The 17,027-nt window shown below is 54.8% G+C and carries 17 protein-coding genes; 7 read left to right on the top strand and 10 right to left on the bottom strand.

The features are described 5' to 3' along the window. Positions 1–453: 453 nt before the first annotated feature. The 4 genes from JIF53_RS07285 to JIF53_RS07270 all read right to left on the bottom strand — a co-directional run bounded on the left by JIF53_RS07285 (position 454) and on the right by JIF53_RS07270 (position 6,371). A complete protein-coding gene (locus JIF53_RS07285; protein ID WP_199452158.1) occupies positions 454–4,338 on the bottom strand; it encodes a hypothetical protein in 3,885 nt (1,294 codons plus the stop codon). Between the two features lie 178 nt (positions 4,339–4,516). Further along, positions 4,517–4,831, bottom strand: a complete 315-nt coding sequence (locus JIF53_RS07280) for a hypothetical protein (RefSeq protein WP_153741540.1) — start codon at positions 4,829–4,831, stop codon at positions 4,517–4,519. Between the two features lie 90 nt (positions 4,832–4,921). Next, positions 4,922–5,299 (bottom strand): SMI1/KNR4 family protein, encoded by a 378-nt coding sequence (locus tag JIF53_RS07275; RefSeq protein WP_194841929.1) that lies wholly within the window; start codon positions 5,297–5,299, stop codon positions 4,922–4,924. A 499-nt stretch (positions 5,300–5,798) separates the two neighbouring features. Further along, the gene (locus tag JIF53_RS07270; protein ID WP_041656226.1) at positions 5,799–6,371 is read right to left on the bottom strand and encodes a hypothetical protein; all 573 of its coding nucleotides are present in this window, start codon (positions 6,369–6,371) and stop codon (positions 5,799–5,801) included. A gap of 370 nt (positions 6,372–6,741) precedes the next feature. On the opposite strand from JIF53_RS07270, the gene JIF53_RS07265 reads away from it, so the two are divergent. After that, on the top strand, positions 6,742–7,080 hold the full coding sequence (locus tag JIF53_RS07265) for a site-specific integrase (RefSeq protein ID WP_416234184.1): 339 nt from the start codon (positions 6,742–6,744) through the stop codon (positions 7,078–7,080). Beyond that, a complete protein-coding gene (locus JIF53_RS19770; protein ID WP_227499572.1) occupies positions 7,077–7,217 on the top strand; it encodes a tyrosine-type recombinase/integrase in 141 nt (46 codons plus the stop codon). Before JIF53_RS07265 ends, JIF53_RS19770 begins: the two co-directional genes overlap by 4 nt. A gap of 251 nt (positions 7,218–7,468) precedes the next feature. On the opposite strand, the gene JIF53_RS07260 is transcribed toward JIF53_RS19770, so the two are convergent. The 5 genes from JIF53_RS07260 to rpoE all read right to left on the bottom strand — a co-directional run bounded on the left by JIF53_RS07260 (position 7,469) and on the right by rpoE (position 11,735). Then, positions 7,469–8,917 (bottom strand): DegQ family serine endoprotease, encoded by a 1,449-nt coding sequence (locus tag JIF53_RS07260; protein WP_323127157.1) that lies wholly within the window; start codon positions 8,915–8,917, stop codon positions 7,469–7,471. Positions 8,918–9,029: 112 nt separating this feature from the next. After that, a complete protein-coding gene (locus tag JIF53_RS07255) occupies positions 9,030–9,479 on the bottom strand; it encodes a SoxR reducing system RseC family protein (protein WP_023008837.1) in 450 nt (149 codons plus the stop codon). Continuing rightward, the gene (locus JIF53_RS07250) at positions 9,460–10,518 is read right to left on the bottom strand and encodes a MucB/RseB C-terminal domain-containing protein (RefSeq protein WP_199452157.1); all 1,059 of its coding nucleotides are present in this window, start codon (positions 10,516–10,518) and stop codon (positions 9,460–9,462) included. Before JIF53_RS07250 ends, JIF53_RS07255 begins: the two co-directional genes overlap by 20 nt. Before the next feature lie 17 nt (positions 10,519–10,535). Next, positions 10,536–11,102: a sigma-E factor negative regulatory protein gene (locus tag JIF53_RS07245; RefSeq protein WP_141067760.1), complete on the bottom strand. Its 567-nt coding sequence runs from the start codon at positions 11,100–11,102 to the stop codon at positions 10,536–10,538. 15 nt (positions 11,103–11,117) lie between these two features. Further along, positions 11,118–11,735 carry an RNA polymerase sigma factor RpoE gene (gene rpoE / locus JIF53_RS07240; protein WP_011785728.1) on the bottom strand — a complete coding sequence of 206 codons (618 nt, stop codon included), beginning with the start codon at positions 11,733–11,735 and terminating at the stop codon, positions 11,118–11,120. Positions 11,736–11,943: 208 nt separating this feature from the next. Between rpoE and nadB the strand changes: the two genes are divergently transcribed. The 5 genes from nadB (at position 11,944) to JIF53_RS07215 (ending at position 16,248) form a co-directional block, all read left to right on the top strand. Then, on the top strand, positions 11,944–13,551 hold the full coding sequence (gene nadB / locus JIF53_RS07235) for an L-aspartate oxidase (protein ID WP_181800070.1): 1,608 nt from the start codon (positions 11,944–11,946) through the stop codon (positions 13,549–13,551). A 38-nt stretch (positions 13,552–13,589) separates the two neighbouring features. After that, positions 13,590–13,862, top strand: a complete 273-nt coding sequence (locus JIF53_RS07230) for a succinate dehydrogenase assembly factor 2 (RefSeq protein WP_141067759.1) — start codon at positions 13,590–13,592, stop codon at positions 13,860–13,862. Further along, positions 13,846–14,307 carry a hypothetical protein gene (locus tag JIF53_RS07225; protein WP_199452156.1) on the top strand — a complete coding sequence of 154 codons (462 nt, stop codon included), beginning with the start codon at positions 13,846–13,848 and terminating at the stop codon, positions 14,305–14,307. The genes JIF53_RS07230 and JIF53_RS07225 overlap by 17 nt, the downstream gene beginning before the upstream one ends. 26 nt (positions 14,308–14,333) lie before the next feature. After that, positions 14,334–15,314: a YgfZ/GcvT domain-containing protein gene (locus JIF53_RS07220; RefSeq protein WP_199452155.1), complete on the top strand. Its 981-nt coding sequence runs from the start codon at positions 14,334–14,336 to the stop codon at positions 15,312–15,314. Between the two features lie 100 nt (positions 15,315–15,414). Continuing rightward, complete coding sequence (locus JIF53_RS07215) at positions 15,415–16,248, top strand: HDOD domain-containing protein (protein ID WP_011785733.1); 834 nt, start codon at positions 15,415–15,417, stop codon at positions 16,246–16,248. Positions 16,249–16,293: 45 nt separating this feature from the next. Here JIF53_RS07215 and ung read toward each other — a convergent pair whose 3' ends face one another. Then, positions 16,294–17,025 (bottom strand): uracil-DNA glycosylase, encoded by a 732-nt coding sequence (gene ung / locus JIF53_RS07210; protein WP_199452154.1) that lies wholly within the window; start codon positions 17,023–17,025, stop codon positions 16,294–16,296. Between the last annotated feature and the right edge of the window lie 2 nt (positions 17,026–17,027).

The raw sequence follows: 17,027 nt of genomic DNA, 5'->3' as shown, positions 1-17,027 counted from the left end.
TCACCCTTGAGGGCGGCCAGAGCAACTTTGGACTTGAATGATGCGCTGTATTGCTTGCGTTTCTTGCTCATGATTCTCCTCCTCGTGGAGATGATGAATCAGAGCTTAGGCACCTGTCCAAAATTTGGGGTCCACTTCACTTGTTTGCGCGGACAATTATCGGGCACTCCGCAAAAAGGGCATCACAATCCGAAAAACTGCCGACGTCATCATCGCGACCTTCTGCATAGAGAAAGAGCTACCACTGCTGTTTCTAGATCGCGACTTTATCCCTTTTGTCGATCACCTTGGACTTGAGCCTGCTCTGAGAGAAACATAACGCTCGCTTCAAGTGCGCTATTGCGTCACCTTGCAAGCGCTTGTTATAAGGCACTTAAACCTATTTCCTATTGTCCTCATACGAAAAATAGCGGAAATCCGTGTCGAAAATGGATACAACTATAGCAAGCATCCCTATGCCTTATACGAGGCTTCCCTGTTTGCTTCCTGCCTTCTTTCTTCAACGATTTGTTGTTCCATCTGTGACACTGTTCGGTCAATCCACCGGTGGACGTTAGAGTTACTTGAAGCTTCCCGAAGTTTCAGCAATTGATCACGTTCGGCTTCTAGCTTGCTGGCAAACGAACCGCACCACATTCCAGTGGTTAGTCTGGAGCGTAGAGTATCCAATCTTTCGGGACGATCCACATGAGCATCGACAAATGAAACAAATTTAGCATTCCATTGCCGATCCTTTTTCTCTTCAGCGAAAAGTTGAAGCCAATCCAAAATGAACGGCATTCGTTCTTCTTTTTCCTCAAGCATCCACGGCACGTAAATTTTAGCGGGAATATCATTGAGCACCCCAGGAGCCGAAGGTTCTCCCACCCTTGCTTCAAACAAGCGAAGGAATCGATACAAAGCGCGCCCTTTTAAGGCTGTTCGCGCTTCGTGGTATTTTTCCCAAACCAAGCCCGGTGAGGTGGCAATCAATTGCTGAAGTATCTTTTGAGCGTAATCGTCGAACGAGAGTTGAACATTGTACTCTTGGACGGACGTTACGCTAATAATGAAGTCCACCAATTCAAGACTAAATAAATCGTCGACATGCCCGCCTTCGAAGAGCTTTTCAACAAGATCACACCAATGATACCAGTCCATGTTTGAATAACGTGGTTTGTCGAATAAGGAAGGGTTGATTACAGACGCTTTCAGACTTTGCAATAACCGTCGTTCTTTTGGAGCAATGCGATACAAAACGTGCGCTAGAAAACCGATAGCCGCCCACGCTCCATTCGCTTGTTTATCTAGCAAGGTGCTCACCATCAGTTCAATTAAACCTTGATCGACAGTTTGCAAAACATCATTGAATGCAATCACTGAAACTTGGTGCGGTTCGACCGTATCGTTTTGTACAAACTCGATTGCGCGTTGCATGAGCGCGTCATCCAATCCAGCCGAAGCAAGAAATTCAATTGATGACGTACTTAAACTCTGGCATCCAAGTGCGAGTTCTAGGCATTCCAGACCCTTATTCCTGTCGGCTTGCGCCGCACCGGAAATGACATTGCGCACAAGATTTGAAACGACGGCAATTTCACTGTCTGGAGTCATGCTTTCCAATAGGTGACGCAGCAGATTTAATGGCTCATTGACATGCCTCGCAATACGAACCACGGCAATCCAGCCTGAATTTGTCGGTTCTTCCAAGAACCTGTCTAGAAGCGGCAAGAAATACTGGGCCTCATTTGGAGCTTCGACGACAAGCGCATATATCTTATTTTCTGTGTAGTGATGATCGTTATCACCTTCACGGTCATAACTGACATCCGGATCGTGAATATCCGTAGCCCAACCGCTGCTATAATAGTGGATTTGCTCTAGCGGATCAGTCGGGAGAAGCTCGTCATAATACTCACGAAGCCTTTGTTGATAGGCTTCATCCGCATCGTTTCGATCGAAATATAGCCAATTATTAAGCCCGAGCGCTGCCTGATGCCATCCGGGATAGGCTTCGCGCAAGCGCACTATCATAGCCTGAATTTCATCGAGCAAATTGACGTTGGAGAACAGACTCCTCAAGTGTGAGCCGATAGTGTTTAGCGCAGTCCGATGGTTAGGATCGTTGGTATCAAGGGCAATTTGCTCAAGGCGTGACAAGGCCGCTCGATAATAATTTAAAATCTCTCCATATGTTGTGGGCTGCCAATCCTGCAAAGCTTCTCTGGCTCCGATATGTTCCGAGCCACCGGTCCGAGAGAAATGCCCAGTTTCGAGCATACGGTTAAGCGCATCAATACTGAGCTTGCGCACCCGTTCATTGGCATCAGCCAGTCCGTCATCCAGCACAACGAGCTTTTCTTCAGGCGTAGCTTCCGTTCCTGATAGGTAAAGCTGGTAAAGGCCCGTGAACTGACCGGATGCGTTGTTAGACCAATCTTCGTTTTCCGCCGCACCAAGCTTCAGCAACAATCGGGCTGCCGCATCAAAGGTCTCACGTCGGAAAACCAGCTTCTCCAATGCCCAAATGGCATAGCGTCTACCTGTATCAAAGGCGACAAGTTCATCAATGGATTTCCCTGAAAGCAGCCTGCCCAGGTGTTCCATTGTTGCGTCAGGCGCAAGGTGGACAAAACGGTCGAGAAGCTTTGAGCCGAATTCACTGTCCAATGCTGCTTCATCTGGCAACGCCTCAGAAAGCAGAGCGCGACCGAACCTCAATACCTTCTCTGACCAGGACATCCAACGTAGACGCCCGACCATCTTCAGTTTCATTTCTTCGCTAAGAGAGCGGAACAAGTCCTCCAATGTCCCAGCAGGGTTGCTTTCGAGCCATTGGTTTGACAAGCGCATGGCGAGAGGAAGCGGCTGCACCTCGCCATAATCTCCCTGTCGAAAAAGGACACCACGCTCGGCAAAGCGCTGCAATTCTTTGTACATTTGTCTTGCAGTCTTACCACAGTAATTTGCAACTTCTTCGAGTTCTTTAGCGACATGGTTTTCCATCCCAACGATGGTGAAAAGGCTCAAGACTTGCAGGCTTTCAAAGGCTGACTGGTCTATTTCGTGCTCACCCCAAACGATCCGCGAAATCAAAGTCTCGACCGAACTCAGTTCTTCGTCACCACCTTCCAAAGCACGGGATGCTAATACCGCCATCCTTGGGAAGCCTTGTGACAAGTCGCGAATGAGCGAGGCATTCTTTTCACTAACCTGCTTGTTCGTTGCCTCTGCAATATGGTCGATCAACTCGTTTGACGCGGCATTGAGTTCAACTATCAGATTGCGGCGCATGCCTTGCGCCTTAGTCTCCACGCCTATTGTTATGAGATGGCAGTGGGAACCATCCCGATGGACGGTATCACTCAGCTTCGTATGAACTTGATCCGGACAATCATCGACAACCAACAGTGCACGAGATCCGGTATCGGCAATTTCGCGCGCTATATTCGGAAGTCGATCTTTAACGTCCGCGTAGAGACAGTAGATAATCTGGTTCTCGCTCAAAACATCTTGCGGCAACGCCACCTGACTAGCTATGAGTTGGTGGACGAGTCGAGTTTTTCCAAATCCTGATGGTCCGATTATGCGAACAGCATTTCCTCGTGCCGTAAGGAAAGTGGATATGACCTCCCGAATTTCATCAAAGGATTTTTCCTGCGAAATCGAGGCATCCTCGTTTTTCCAAGTTTGGATTTCCCTTCCTTTAGCGACAAACCGTGTGTCGTCATTTTGCTGATATTCGATCTCGGAAATTTCAGGAGCACGCCCCCAGTCTTCGAAGGTTTGAAAGCCGCTGAGATGGACATCCCGCAGTAAAGCGTTGAGCCAGAGAGCTACTGACGGATGCGTATTAGTCCATGCAGCGAGTCTGTTGCAATCGTAAATCTGGATCGAGGACAGTAGGGTCGGATCGTTACCGGTATCACTAACGCCTTCCCGAATAGCTTTAATGCGACGATCAAGATTGGTGCCGACAACCGGCGTAGATGTAACAACCACATAAGCGCCACTTTGAGAGATAGCTTTCTCAAGAGCTTCGTTCAATAATGGTGCATCAGTACCTTGTGAGGATTTGGTCTGAGTCTCCGCCTTTAAACCAGCAGGGGACGTCGCTCCCTTCTTGCTCTGAAAAATTGTGAAACGACTAGGCAACCAGTCTGTTTCATTAGGGCCGCCTGACCATGAAACACGTGCATCATCACCACCGTCAGCAATTGTTATCTGCGCAGGGGCAGTACCGCAGCGCAACGGAATTGAATTTTTGTTAAGTTCAGCTTGAATAAGTCTTCTGAGAAGGTCCACAAGCTGGCTTTGATCAAGGCGTTCAATTTGGTTGGCATTTGTTTCAAAGATCATGACGCCCTCTAAAAAATTTTAGTGCGATTGGTTCTTATATTTTCAATACCCGCATTGGGTCGAAAATGGATATTTTTGCGGTGCCGTATAAGCTGAATGTTAAGCGGCGCCTGCGAAGCGCAGCGTAGTAGGCGTCCGGCGGACGGCCACCAGGCCGGTAGCGAACTTGAACGATTGGTTATGCATGCCCACCATACCGCTGCAACAACTCCGCCGCCAAAACCTCATCACTTGCACCGGAATGGTAAGCAGATGACAAAAGCTGAAACAGCTCCGAAGACTCAGCCCGATCAAATATCGATGCTGCGTTACCCTCAAATAATCCGGGCAAGGTGTAGCTCGCCCCGCCTAGCCCCCATCCGGAACCTTCGGTAACCACAAATGGTTTGTCGCTTTCGAGGCTGACTCCGAATACTTTGGGATACTGGCCGTGATGACCACCCTCCCAATCCCCATCAATCCTCACGAGCTCAATATAATGTTCCATGCTCATCTAGTGCATAACGCCATTGTTTAGCGGCGCCCCGACAGGGGCGTCCGGTGGAGGCCGCAGGCCGGAACGAACTACAACTACTGGTTATGACTAGAACCGGTTACGCTCAAGCCAAGTGACAAAGTCCGGAGCATGCTCGGTGAATTGGTTTGTTTCATGGTCCCACAAAAAAATTGCAGGCGACTCTCCGACTGACCAGCAGAAAAGGTCACCGCACCCATTGCTAGCGAAAGCAACATAGGCCCGACTGTTAATGTAGCTTTGGTTCGCTACCAGTTCTTGGGGCGAGAGAATTTCCGCACTAAACCTCAGATCGTTTAAACCGCCCAACCTGACAAAATCGCGATACCAACCTTTAAGCTCGGTTTTCAGATGGAGCTCTGCCTGATCAATCTGATTCTCGGTGGGAACCGGATCATCGAGCCGATACTTTTCGTTTTTGGCCAGAATGCTCTCAATCTGATGCATAGCTTTAGTCATAACGCTTTTGATTAGCGGCGCCCCGACAGGGGCGTCCGGTGGAGGCCGCAGGCCGGAACACACTACAACAACTGGTTATATGGCTATCGATACCCACCTACGCTCCGTATCGCGCTAGGCCGGGAAATGACATAGCGAGAACCAGGAACACTGAGAAGGCCAAAAGCTTTATCAGCAGCACAATCAGCGAACTATGCCAAAGAGTTCTGCTGCCCTCAGGATTGCTCCATTCACCGGGCATGTCATCGTCGAGCGTAACCAGATGCCCGATTAATGCCCAGCCTGAGAGCCCGCAGAGTGTGTAAATAAAAGCAACGTCAGCGAATACAGAGAGTCCAACCACTACAACGAGAACAAAGACAGTCGAGTAAAGTGTGTTTCTTAGAGTTGGCACGATCCATCGCTCCAAGACATATAACGCCAGTGGTAATGGGCGACAACGGAGCGCAGCGTAGTTGGCGTCCCGTTGACCACCTTGTTAAACATGTCAGGACTTTTGCCCCACCTTCTGCATGAATGCTTCAAAGGCTTCGTGTGCCGATGACGATGTGTTATCGGTGAACACTCCCTCCACAAAACTGCGACGCAAGTCCAATCTGACCCCTACTTGCGACGCCTCCAATATACGCGTGATGAATTTCCTGCTGACCAGGTACCGTTTTGAGGAAACATTACCTCCAGGTACATAAACCGTCGAATAGACACCTGGCTCATAATCGATATTTGTGAGCTCCTCGAGAGACTTGAAGCTCACCTTTTCTCCGTCGATATTGAAATGGAGAGACTCGCCACGAGCAAAGCTGTGCGCTCCGTCCACGAATGCCTCAAGCACAATATCATCGTTTTCCATGGATGATCGCCAGAGTAGGGACAGTTTCAGGTCACTACCGCTAAAACCGTCGTTATCTCGATAAACAAAAGCAGGTTCCATGCTTAATTGAACAGATCCGTCAAAACTGGATTTTTCCTCTGAAATATAGCCCGGCATACCGGGCATTGATGCACAGCCCGACAACATGGCCAGTAAAAATGCGACCAATAAAATTTGTTGTTTCCTCACAGGGAGTCCTCTCTTTTTAATGTTTAACAGCTTATTGGTTTGAATTCTTATTAAACCGCAACGCCACCACCCCGTCCAAAACTGAGTCACGGCCCGGATAATCTCGACTTTTCAAACCCTTACCATCCGGCTCCCAAGCGCTTTTCCTGTCTTGCTTCTGTGAAAAGTTTGCAAGCAAGTTATTGTTGCACGTTTCTACAAGTGAAATCCAAAAGGCCAAAAATTTCCGTCTCTAAATCAATGGGCTACTAGGGTGCTCTGTGAAAAGTGTGCGGCCTTATGCAAATCAAACCGCAGAATTTTTGGCATTCCCGAGGCTTTTTCATTATAACTGTATACATACACAGCACTCAGCCACGGAGGGGCGACTGTGTCAAAATCACCGTTTCTGCAATCGGTTCGCACAGAAATCAGGACGAAGCAGTACAGCTATCGAACAGAGAAAACCTATCTCTACTGGGTCCGCCAGTTCATTCTGTTCAATGACAAGAAGCACCCTGAGGTGATGGGTAATCGCGAAATTGAGCGTTTCCTGAATCATCTCGCCGTAAATCGAGGGGTCAGCCCCGCCACCCAAAACCAGGCACTCTGCGCCATAATTTTCCTTTACAAGAATATGCTGAAAAGGGAGATCGAAAACCTGCACTACAAGATGTCGAAGACTCCTCGGCGCATACTTTTCGCCACGCTTTTGCCACCGAGCTACTGAGATCGGGAAGTGATATCCGAACGGTCCAGGAAATCCTCGGCCACAGCGATATTCGGACGACTGAAATCTACACCCACATTATTGGCGATCGAAGAGCTGGAACAGTTAGTCCATTTGATCGTTTGCCGGGTTCTTGAGAAATGACCAAGCGCCCAACCAAGGCAGAAAGAGCCGGGGATCTCTGAGGCCATCCGAATGTTCGCTTTTGTTTAAAAAGCGGCTTAATCGTTAATGACAGAAATCCCGGGTCAACTTGACGGGCACAAAGCATCGAATAGCTTTTATAGTGCTCGCCCAAAACGGACAAAATATGGTTTAAAAATCAAAAGCCCCCGAACGTGTACTGACACGCCGGGGGCCCACTTTTACTTGAAATGTGGTTATCGACTCAGGGCTTCATGACCAGGTAGATTGCCCGACCCTGCCTTACAATCCGGACCGAGACCGCCCGGTTTTCCGGCAAGTCGCGGACCACCGACCGGAAGTCCTCCACCGAGCGAATCTGCTGGCGGTTGATCTCGGTAATGATGTCCCTGGCACGAATACCAGCCTCAAACGCCGGGCCACGATCTACGCCGGCGACTACAACACCGCCTTCCACGCCGATGGAGCGAGCAGTCTCGGGAGCCAGTGGCTCAACGGACAACCCAAGCGGTGCGCCCGCGCTGTTGTCGCGGCTACCGGTGGAGGGCTGGGCAGCGTCATCGCCGTCTTCCGGCAACTTGCCAATTGCCACGTCGAGGGTGATTTCATCACCACCGCGCAATACCGTCAGGCGCGCCGATTCACCTACCGGTGTGCGGCCAACCATGGGCGGCAGGTCAGAGGACAACTGAACATCTTCGCCATTGTATTCCAGCACAATATCACCGGCCTCAAGGCCACCCTTTTCCGCCGGTGAATCCGGCATCACTTCGGCAATCAACGCGCCGCGGGGACGGCGCAGTCCGAAGCTCTCGGCCAGATCCCGGTTCACTTCCTGAATAAGCACGCCCAACCAACCCCGGGCGACGGTACCTTTGTCACGGAGCTGGCGGAATACGTTCATGGCATCGTCAATCGGAATGGCGAACGACACCCCCATGAAGCCGCCGGAGCGGGTGTAAATCTGGGAGTTTATGCCCACCACTTCGCCTTCCAGGTTGAACAGCGGGCCACCGGAGTTACCGGGGTTAATGGCAACGTCGGTCTGGATAAACGGCACGTAGTTCTCGGATGGCAGCGAGCGGCCCAGAGCACTGACAATGCCCGCCGTCACCGTGTAGTCAAACCCGAATGGCGAGCCGATCGCGAAAACCCATTCGCCGACTTTCAGATCCCGGGAACGTCCAACGCTGACCACCGGCAGGTCTTCACCATTCTCGATTTTGAGAACCGCCATATCCGAGCGGGGATCGGTACCCACGATAGTGGCGGAAAATTCGCGGCGGTCATTCAGGCGCACAATCACTTCATCGGCACCCTCAACCACGTGATTGTTGGTCAGTACGTAACCATCCGCTGACACAATAAAGCCGGAGCCCATGCTCCTGCGCGGCTGCTGCGGCCGAGGGGACCCACCAAAAGGAGACTGCGGGCCGCGGAAGAAATCCTGAAGGAAAGGCGGCAACTGCTCCAGTTGCCTTTCATCAAAAGGGAGCCCATGGAAGCCAGAGCTCTGGCTGCCCGGATCCGTCGTAGTGCTGATATTCACCACCGCACTGGAGTTATCTTCCACCAGCTCAGTGAAATCCGGCAGGCCTCTGGCTGCGACGCCCTGGCTCCAGAATACCGACACCATGGCAGCCAGCATCAGCAGAACGCCCAGCATGGCCCCGGGCCTGGCCAGGGAAGGCATACGGGCAGCTTCTATATTTTTTTCTGGCATGTAGAACCCCCTGATTTTACTTGCGTTTATAGAGCTATTCTGGGGCTGGGGCGTGAATTTTCAACTTAAAAAACGGTAGGGATCATGGACATGTCGAGGATGGAATTGTCTTTACCCTCAACAACCGCGGCTGGTAGCGATCACCGGCCCCGGCCTGCCAACGCTGCACCAGCCAGAATCCGACGCCCAGGCCTGCCACCGCTCCGGCTATGGCGCCCAGGTCTGACCCCGCGGCCCAGTTATGCGCCATCACACTGGCAAGCACCATCAGCACCAACGGCAAACCGTAAATAATCAGCGAGGCATTCAGCAGCGACTGTTCATCCAGCCCGATGACCACTTCATCGCCCACCCGGGCGCCCACGGAATTATCTACCAGTACCTGATTCGCCCGGCCACCGGATACCGCAGCCAGGGCTCGCTGCCCGCAGCCCGAGCGGGCTGAGCAACTCTGACAGGCACTGGTTCTTATCGTCTGAACCCAAACCTGATCACCCACCAGGGCCACGACTTTACCGGTTTCCGTGATCATGACCGGACAGCTCAGCTACGAAATCGTCATCCACTTCCACGGCATCTGCGACCTTTCGTGCAGTGCCCGGCGGAATTTCACCAACCACCGCTACCAGGAAGGGGCGATCAGAGACCATGACTTCGCGCATGTAGATGGTGGTTGCCCCGATACGGGAAGCGCCTGTCGGCATTTTCAGCCGCCCGACAGGCTCGACAAATACGGAAAACGCAGCCAGGCCATCGGAGAACGCCACGGCCTTGCCACTGCCCGAACGTGGTGCAGCCGCCGGCACAAAGCCCTCCGGCTGCCAGGACAGAGTCCAGCCATTCATCCGGCCAACCGATGACTCCTGTTTCCGGCCATCGTCCAGGGTACGGCTAATCTCACGACCACGGGTCTGAACCTCGAGTTCCTCGTCGGAAATATCGTCAGTGATCTCAAGATCGGTGAACTGAAAATGCTCCAGTACCTCACCGTTTACATCCCGCACCTGGCTCTTGACCAGTAGCCCCGTCTCTTTTTCCAGCCAGAGGCGGTGGCTGTAGCGATCATCATCCCGGGCCCCGAGCGCCACGATCACCACATCGTAGCCGGCGACCCGGTCTTCACCCGCCAGTTCAGGCAGATACCAGCGGCCAAACGGCATCAACTGACTGGTAAACGCTTCTGCGAACGGGCCGGAAGGAATCACCTCGTCCAGCCGGACCCTGCCCCGGTCAGGCAATACACAGACCACGTTCATGCCTTTACGGACGATTTCACCACTGCCGCCGTCCTGCATCACCAGGCGTTCCTCAACACGCCCGTTCCGGTAACGGTGGGCGATGCGCATGGAATGTACCTGATCGCCCCGGGCATAAACAAAGACCCCGCGGTACGATGTCATGTTGAGTGCAGGGCCAAGCCGCTCCAGCCAGGCCATGGCCGCCGGGGCTTCACCGCTTTTCTTTGTCTCGCTGGCCAACTCGGCCCTCACCGGATTGATCAACAGGCACAGCAGAGCCACAAGAGCGGCAACCGCTCCGAATACCGACCTGCTGGATACCCGGTTATTCATAAACCCATGCTCCCGGTTCAATAGTTACCACTGGCGCTGACCAGGCGGGCGTAACCCACCGAGCCACGACCTGCACCCACGCTGTTGTGCTGGGCATGCTCAAGCAGGTACTGACGCATCTGGCGCAACTGGTCTTCGTCCAGCCGCTGTAGTGCCACTTCCTCAACCGCCGCCGACAGCGTTACCGCAGAGGCTGAAGGCTCGGCACTGCCGCCGGCCAGTGCCTGAACAGGTACTCCGGTGCGGGTATCCCAGCCGGCTCCGGCGCCGAAGCCCACAATCAACGCCATGAACACCATGGCGGCCACCGGCCAGCGCCAGACCGACACCCTGGGCACCTCCACCGGCGACCGGGCCTGTTCTGAGCGAGCATGGCCATCGAGCGCTTCCCTCACCGCGCCGGCAACATCAATACCATCGGCAGGACCGTGCTGCTCGTGCATCAGATCACGTATCTGCTGCCATCGCTGCCACTGGCCGCGCACGTCCTCCTGGTTGCCATGTGACAACAACCGACGAACCGATAGCTCATCGGCCTCGTCATCCATCATCGAAGACAGTGTTTCTCTGAGACGCTCATCCATAGGATGCAACCTCATTCACGTTACTGACTGATCAAGAAGCGGGCCAAGGTGGCGATCCACCGAGTCCCGCGCCCGGAAAATTCTTGAGCGCACGGTACCTATGGGGCACTCCAGTATCCGGGCAATATCTTCATAACTCAGGCCATCGTATTCCCTGAGCAGGAACGCCGACCGCAGTTCCTCCGGCAGGCTGGCAATGGCTTCCGCAAGAGCTTTCTGCAGCTGTTCTCTCTGCAGCAACCGCTCCGGCGAGGCCGGGTCACGCAGTCGGCCGCCATCATCAAAGTTTTCCGCATCGGTGACATCCGCCGATCCCTGGGGCCGCCTGCCGCGGGCCTCAAGGAAATTCTTGGCGGTGTTTACGGCAATCCGGTACAACCAGGTGTAAAACGCGCTGTCGCCGCGAAAGCGATCAATCGCGCGGAAGGCTTTGACAAAGGTTTCCTGAGTCAGATCCATGACTTCCTGGCTGTCGTAGACATAGCGGCTGATAATAGACGCGACCCTGGACTGGTATTTCACCACCAGCAGATCGAAGGCCGCACGATCTCCGTTCCGGACCTTGCGAACCAACTGCAGATCCGTCTGGCTGTCGGACTGCTCACCGGGTTTCCAGTCATTTTCAGGCGTCATGGACGAAGCAACAGAAAGTCCTGTTTTGGGAGCCAGTGGTCTGGCCTCGATACGAGTGGCTTGTGTCATTGGGCTGTTCCAGCGTTCGTTCACTAACCCTTGATGCAGACCGCACCCGGCTGACAGGGTTATCCGTTAGCCCAAATAGACAGCAAGCGTAAAGTTTAGTTCAATACACGTCCACATTATGGCCCGCGACCACGACTCAATGCCACAGTCCTACGAATACGATGTTCTGATCATCGGCAGCGGCGCTGCCGGCCTTACCGTTGCGCTGAATCTTCCGGAGCACTTGCGGGTTTGCGTCATCAGCAAAGCCGATATCAGCTCTGGCGCCACCCTCTGGGCCCAGGGAGGCATCGCTGCGGTTCTGGACGATACCGATTCCGTGGAGAATCACATACAGGACACCCTCAACGCGGGCGGCGGTCTGTGCCACGAGGATGCGGTCCGCTTTACCGTGGAACACAGCAAGGAAAGCATCAAGTGGCTGATCGACTCCGGCGTGAAGTTCACCAGGCAGGACGATGGCGAGGACTACCACCTCACCCGCGAAGGCGGCCATAGCCATCGCCGGATTATCCACGCCGCCGATGCCACCGGCCACGCGGTTTCCACCACCCTGGCGAGCCAGGCCCAGGCCAGGCCGAATATTCACCTGAAAGCCGGCCGGGTGGCTGTGGACCTGATTACCAACCGCAAGCTTGCGCTTCCCGGCAACCGCTGCGTCGGCGCCTACATCCTGAATCTCGAAGACAATCATGTGGAACTGTTTCGAGCCAGGTTCACCGTCATTGCCACCGGCGGCGCCTCCAAGGCGTATCGCTACACGACCAATCCGGACGGCGCTTCCGGAGATGGAATTGCCATGGCCTGGCGAGCCGGTTGCCGTGTTGCCAACATGGAGTTCAATCAGTTCCACCCCACCTGCCTGTACCACCCGCACGCCAAGTCCTTCCTGATTACCGAGGCGGTTCGGGGCGAAGGTGGCGTGCTCCGGCTGCCGGACGGCAGTCGGTTCATGGACCGGTTTGATGAACGGGCGGAACTGGCGCCCCGTGACATTGTTGCCAGGGCCATTGACCATGAGATGAAGCGCCTGGGCGCAGACCACCTGTTCCTGGATATCAGCCATAAGCCGGCCGACTTCATCAAACAGCACTTCCCGACCATTTACGAAAAGTGCCTGAGCTTCGGGATCGACATTACCCGCGAACCGATCCCCGTGGTGCCTGCTGCCCATTATACCTGCGGCGGAATTGTCAGTGATGAACGGGCGCGTACCGACATCAACCAACTCTATGTCGTTGGCGAAGCTGCCTTCACCGGCCTGCACGGCGCCAACCGCATGGCCAGCAACTCGTTGCTGGAATGTCTGGTCTATGGCCGGGCCGCGGCTCAGGACATCACCCGCAGGGAGGCTGACATTCCACCACCACCGTCAGCCCCGGACTGGGACGAAAGCCAGGTGCGGGACTCCGACGAAGACGTCATCATCTCCCATAACTGGGACGAACTTCGGCACTTCATGTGGGACTATGTCGGCATCGTCCGAACCACCAAACGCCTGCAGCGGGCGAAACACCGGGTTGATTTGCTGTCCCGTGAAATCGGCGAGTTTTACAGTAACTACCGGGTCTCCAATGACCTGATCGAGCTGCGCAACCTGGTCACAGTCTCCGACCTCATCATCTGCTCGGCACTGCAACGCAAGGAAAGCCGAGGCCTGCATTACACACTGGATTATCCGGGCCTGCTGAATGACGCCCAGGATACCGTGCTGGTGCCGACGACTTACCGCACCCCGTCTCCCTGAGACCGGGCCTTACTCCGTTTCCAAAGGCAGAATCCGTTATGTCCGAAACCAATACTTCTCAGGATCACACTGAATTTCATCGCCTGTGGTGGCACAGCCGCCGCGGCATGCTGGAACTGGACGTTCTGCTGCTCCCGTTCCTTGAAGAGGTATACCGGGATCTTTCAGTGGAAGACCAGGCCCGCTACCGCAAGCTGTTGAGTTGCGAGGATACGGACATGTTCGAGTGGTTCATGCAGCGCAGCAAGCCGGAGGACCCGGATCTTCGTCACATCGTTGACATGATCCTGAACCGTGTCCAGCCCGATTGAGCTGAACCTGGCGTCCTCGAGGGCCGCGGGTATTTGCGCCAGCCTGCCCTGGTTGGCGTTGTCTGCCGTACTACTGGCAATCGGCCGGTCCGTCGACCCGCTGGCACTGGTTTTGTTACCGGTTTCCCTGCTTCTGGGCTGGCAGGACTTCCGACGTTGTGGCCGGCTCCTTGGAGCCAATGCCATTATCCGCCTGACAACTGACGACCGGCATCTTCGATGCCAGTTGGCCGATGGCCGGGAAGTTACCACCAGAGTTTGCGGCTGCAGCTCCCTCGGTGCATCCTTTCTGATCTTGAAAGTAGAGTCCGTTGTCACCAGATCAGACACCATGACCGCGATCCTGCTCAGCCCTTCCCGGCTATGTCGTGGCAATGTTTCCGAACAGGCATTCCGTCGGCTGCGCATGTGGCTCGTGGCAGGGCCAGCAGCTATTTCACGGTGAACCCCCGATTCCATCCGGAGTTTTCGATGACCAACGCCAATACCGAAACGCCAGCCAATCCCACTCACGAGGGTTGGGCTCATCTGACCGACCGGGTTCTGGCCAGAATCAGCGGGCCGGGTACCGACAAGTTTGTCCAGGGCCAGTTCAGCCAGAGTGTGGACGAAGTCACTGCCGGACAGTCGCTCAGGGCAGCAGCCTGCACCCCGAAGGGCAGAGCCTACTGCATTACCCGACTGCTCCGGGATGGCGAAGACTTGCTACTCAGCCTGGAGCGGGAGACCGCAGAAGACACCGTTCAGCACCTGAACAAGTACCTGATGCTGTTCCGGGGCACATCGCTTGCCGTTCTTGACTCGGGCCGGATCACCGGTCTACTGGGGATCGAGACCGCCCGACAGGTTGCCGGCGCGGCCACAGACGAACTGACCCGCCCCGGTCAGGTGTTAAGTACCGATAACGGGTACCTGATTCGTGTCGAAGATGACAGCAACCACCTCGCTCGCTTCGAACTCTGGCAAACCGATGCCCAGCCTGCGTTGCCGCCCACCTCCGAACTGCCTATGCCGACCTGGCAGGCCTCGGAGATCCGCGCCGGCGTACCCTGGCTGACCGCAGCAACCCGGGAAGCCTATGTTCCCCAGATGCTCAACCTTCAGCACCTGCAAGGCATTCACTTCAAGAAAGGCTGTTACACCGGACAGGAAGTGATCGCGCGAATGCATTTCCTCGGCCAGTTAAAGAAAAGCCTGTTCCGGGTCGCTTTCACCGGTACAGACGCCGCGCCACAACCCGGTACCCGACTGATCGCCGATGGCAGTGCCGTGGGCGAGGTGGTTAATTCGGTACTGACTGGTGAGCAGCAGGGAGAAATGCTGGCGGTGATCCGACATGATTCGGCCAGCAAGCACCTGGGCGTAGACGGTCATGAGGGCCTGCAACTTGAGATGCGGCCGATACCCTATCCGGTTCCGGAACGAGAGCAAGCCGAACAGGCTGATACATAAGTTGACAGGAAATACCGGAAAAATTTGCTATAAATTAAAACACATACCGGTTTTATCCCCGTACGCGGGATGCCTCCAGACAAGTGGAACCTAACTGACCATGGCCAATATTGTTGAAACCATCAAGTCTGACCTGACGGCTGCCATTGAAAACGACAAGCTGGTACTTCCAACCCTGCCTGAGGTAGCGCTTCAGGTACGGGAGATTGCCGAGTCCGAAGACTCTGCCATTGCTGATCTGGTGAAGGTCATCAGCAACGATACCGCGCTGTCGGCCCGTATCATCCGGGTGTGCAATAGCCCGCTGTTTCGCGGCAGCCGTGCCATCGAGAACCTGAACATGGCGGTCAGCCGGCTGGGTATGGCTTACACCAGTAATCTGGCCATGGGGCTGGCGATGGAACAGATGTTCCAGGCCACATCAGATATGATCGACAAGCGCCTGCGCGCCACCTGGCAGACCAGCACCGAAGTGGCGGGCGTGTGCCATGTTCTGGCGCAACATTACACCCGCCTGAAGGCGGATCAGGCAACGCTGGCTGGCCTGGTGCACCTGATCGGTATTCTGCCGATTCTGCGTTATGTGGAGGATCAGGATATCCAGATCAGCAGCATCATGCTGGACAATGTGATTGATGAGCTGCACCCACGTATTGGCTCTATGATTCTGAAAAAATGGGATTTTCCGAAGGAACTGCAGAATGTGCCTCTGGAATACGCCAACTTCCAGCGTGAGGTGCCGGCAGCAGATTATGCCGATCTGGTGATGGTGGCCAACCTGCAGCTGGTTGCCGGGAGCGATCATCCCTGGAACGAGATGGACTGGACGAAGATTTCTGCGTTCGATCGGCTGGGACTGGATCCGAATATCGATATGAGCGAGGAAGAGGATCTGAATGCGCAGATGGAAGCAGCTATGGCGCTGCTTCAATAGGTTCCGGCTTTCTTCGGGAGTCTGCCGACCGCCTTCGTCAGCGCGTCACTGTTTATACTTGGCAATCAACGCAGCTTTGCTTGGCAATGCCCAATCAACGGAGGGCCTGCCCTGCTCCCTCAGCCATTCGTTAGCCTTCGAGAAATGCCGGCAACCAAAGAATCCACGGTAGGCACTGAGCGGTGACGGGTGTGGGCCATCCAGAACCAGGTGGCGGTTCCGGTCAATGTGCTGGCCCTTTTTCTTGGCGTAGCTGCCCCACAACAGGAAGACCACGTTGTCGCGCTCCCGGTTGATGACTTCGATCACCTTGTCGGTAAACTGCTCCCACCCCTTGCCTTGATGGGCGCCGGCATTGCTCTGCTCGACCGTGAGGACGCTGTTGAGTAGCAGCACGCCCTGCTCTGCCCAGGGCTGCAGGCAGCCGTGATCCGGTGGCGCAATGCCCAGGTCGGTTTCGATTTCCTTGAAGATATTGACCAGGGACGGTGGTGGCGGAACCTGAGGGCGCACGGAAAAGCACAAACCATGGGCCTGGCCGGGGCCGTGGTAGGGGTCCTGGCCAAGAATCACTACGTTTACGTTCGCCAGCGGTGTGCTGTTGAGGGCATTGAAGCAGTGGGTGCTGGGGGGATACAGAACCTTGCCGGCCTGTTCCTCGGCGGCGAGGAATTCGGTCAGTTGCCGCATGTAGGGCTGGCGGAACTCATCCGCCAGCCACTGGTCCCAGCCGCGGCCGGGCTTCAGTTGTTGAGCCAGTGCCTCGGCAGGGTGCATGG

The organism is Marinobacter sp. bablab_jr008, from assembly GCF_016464145.1.
GTDB lineage: Bacteria > Pseudomonadota > Gammaproteobacteria > Pseudomonadales > Oleiphilaceae > Marinobacter > Marinobacter nauticus.
Note: the sequence above shows the minus strand (reverse complement) of the source record. Positions and strands in the feature narration are given on the sequence as shown.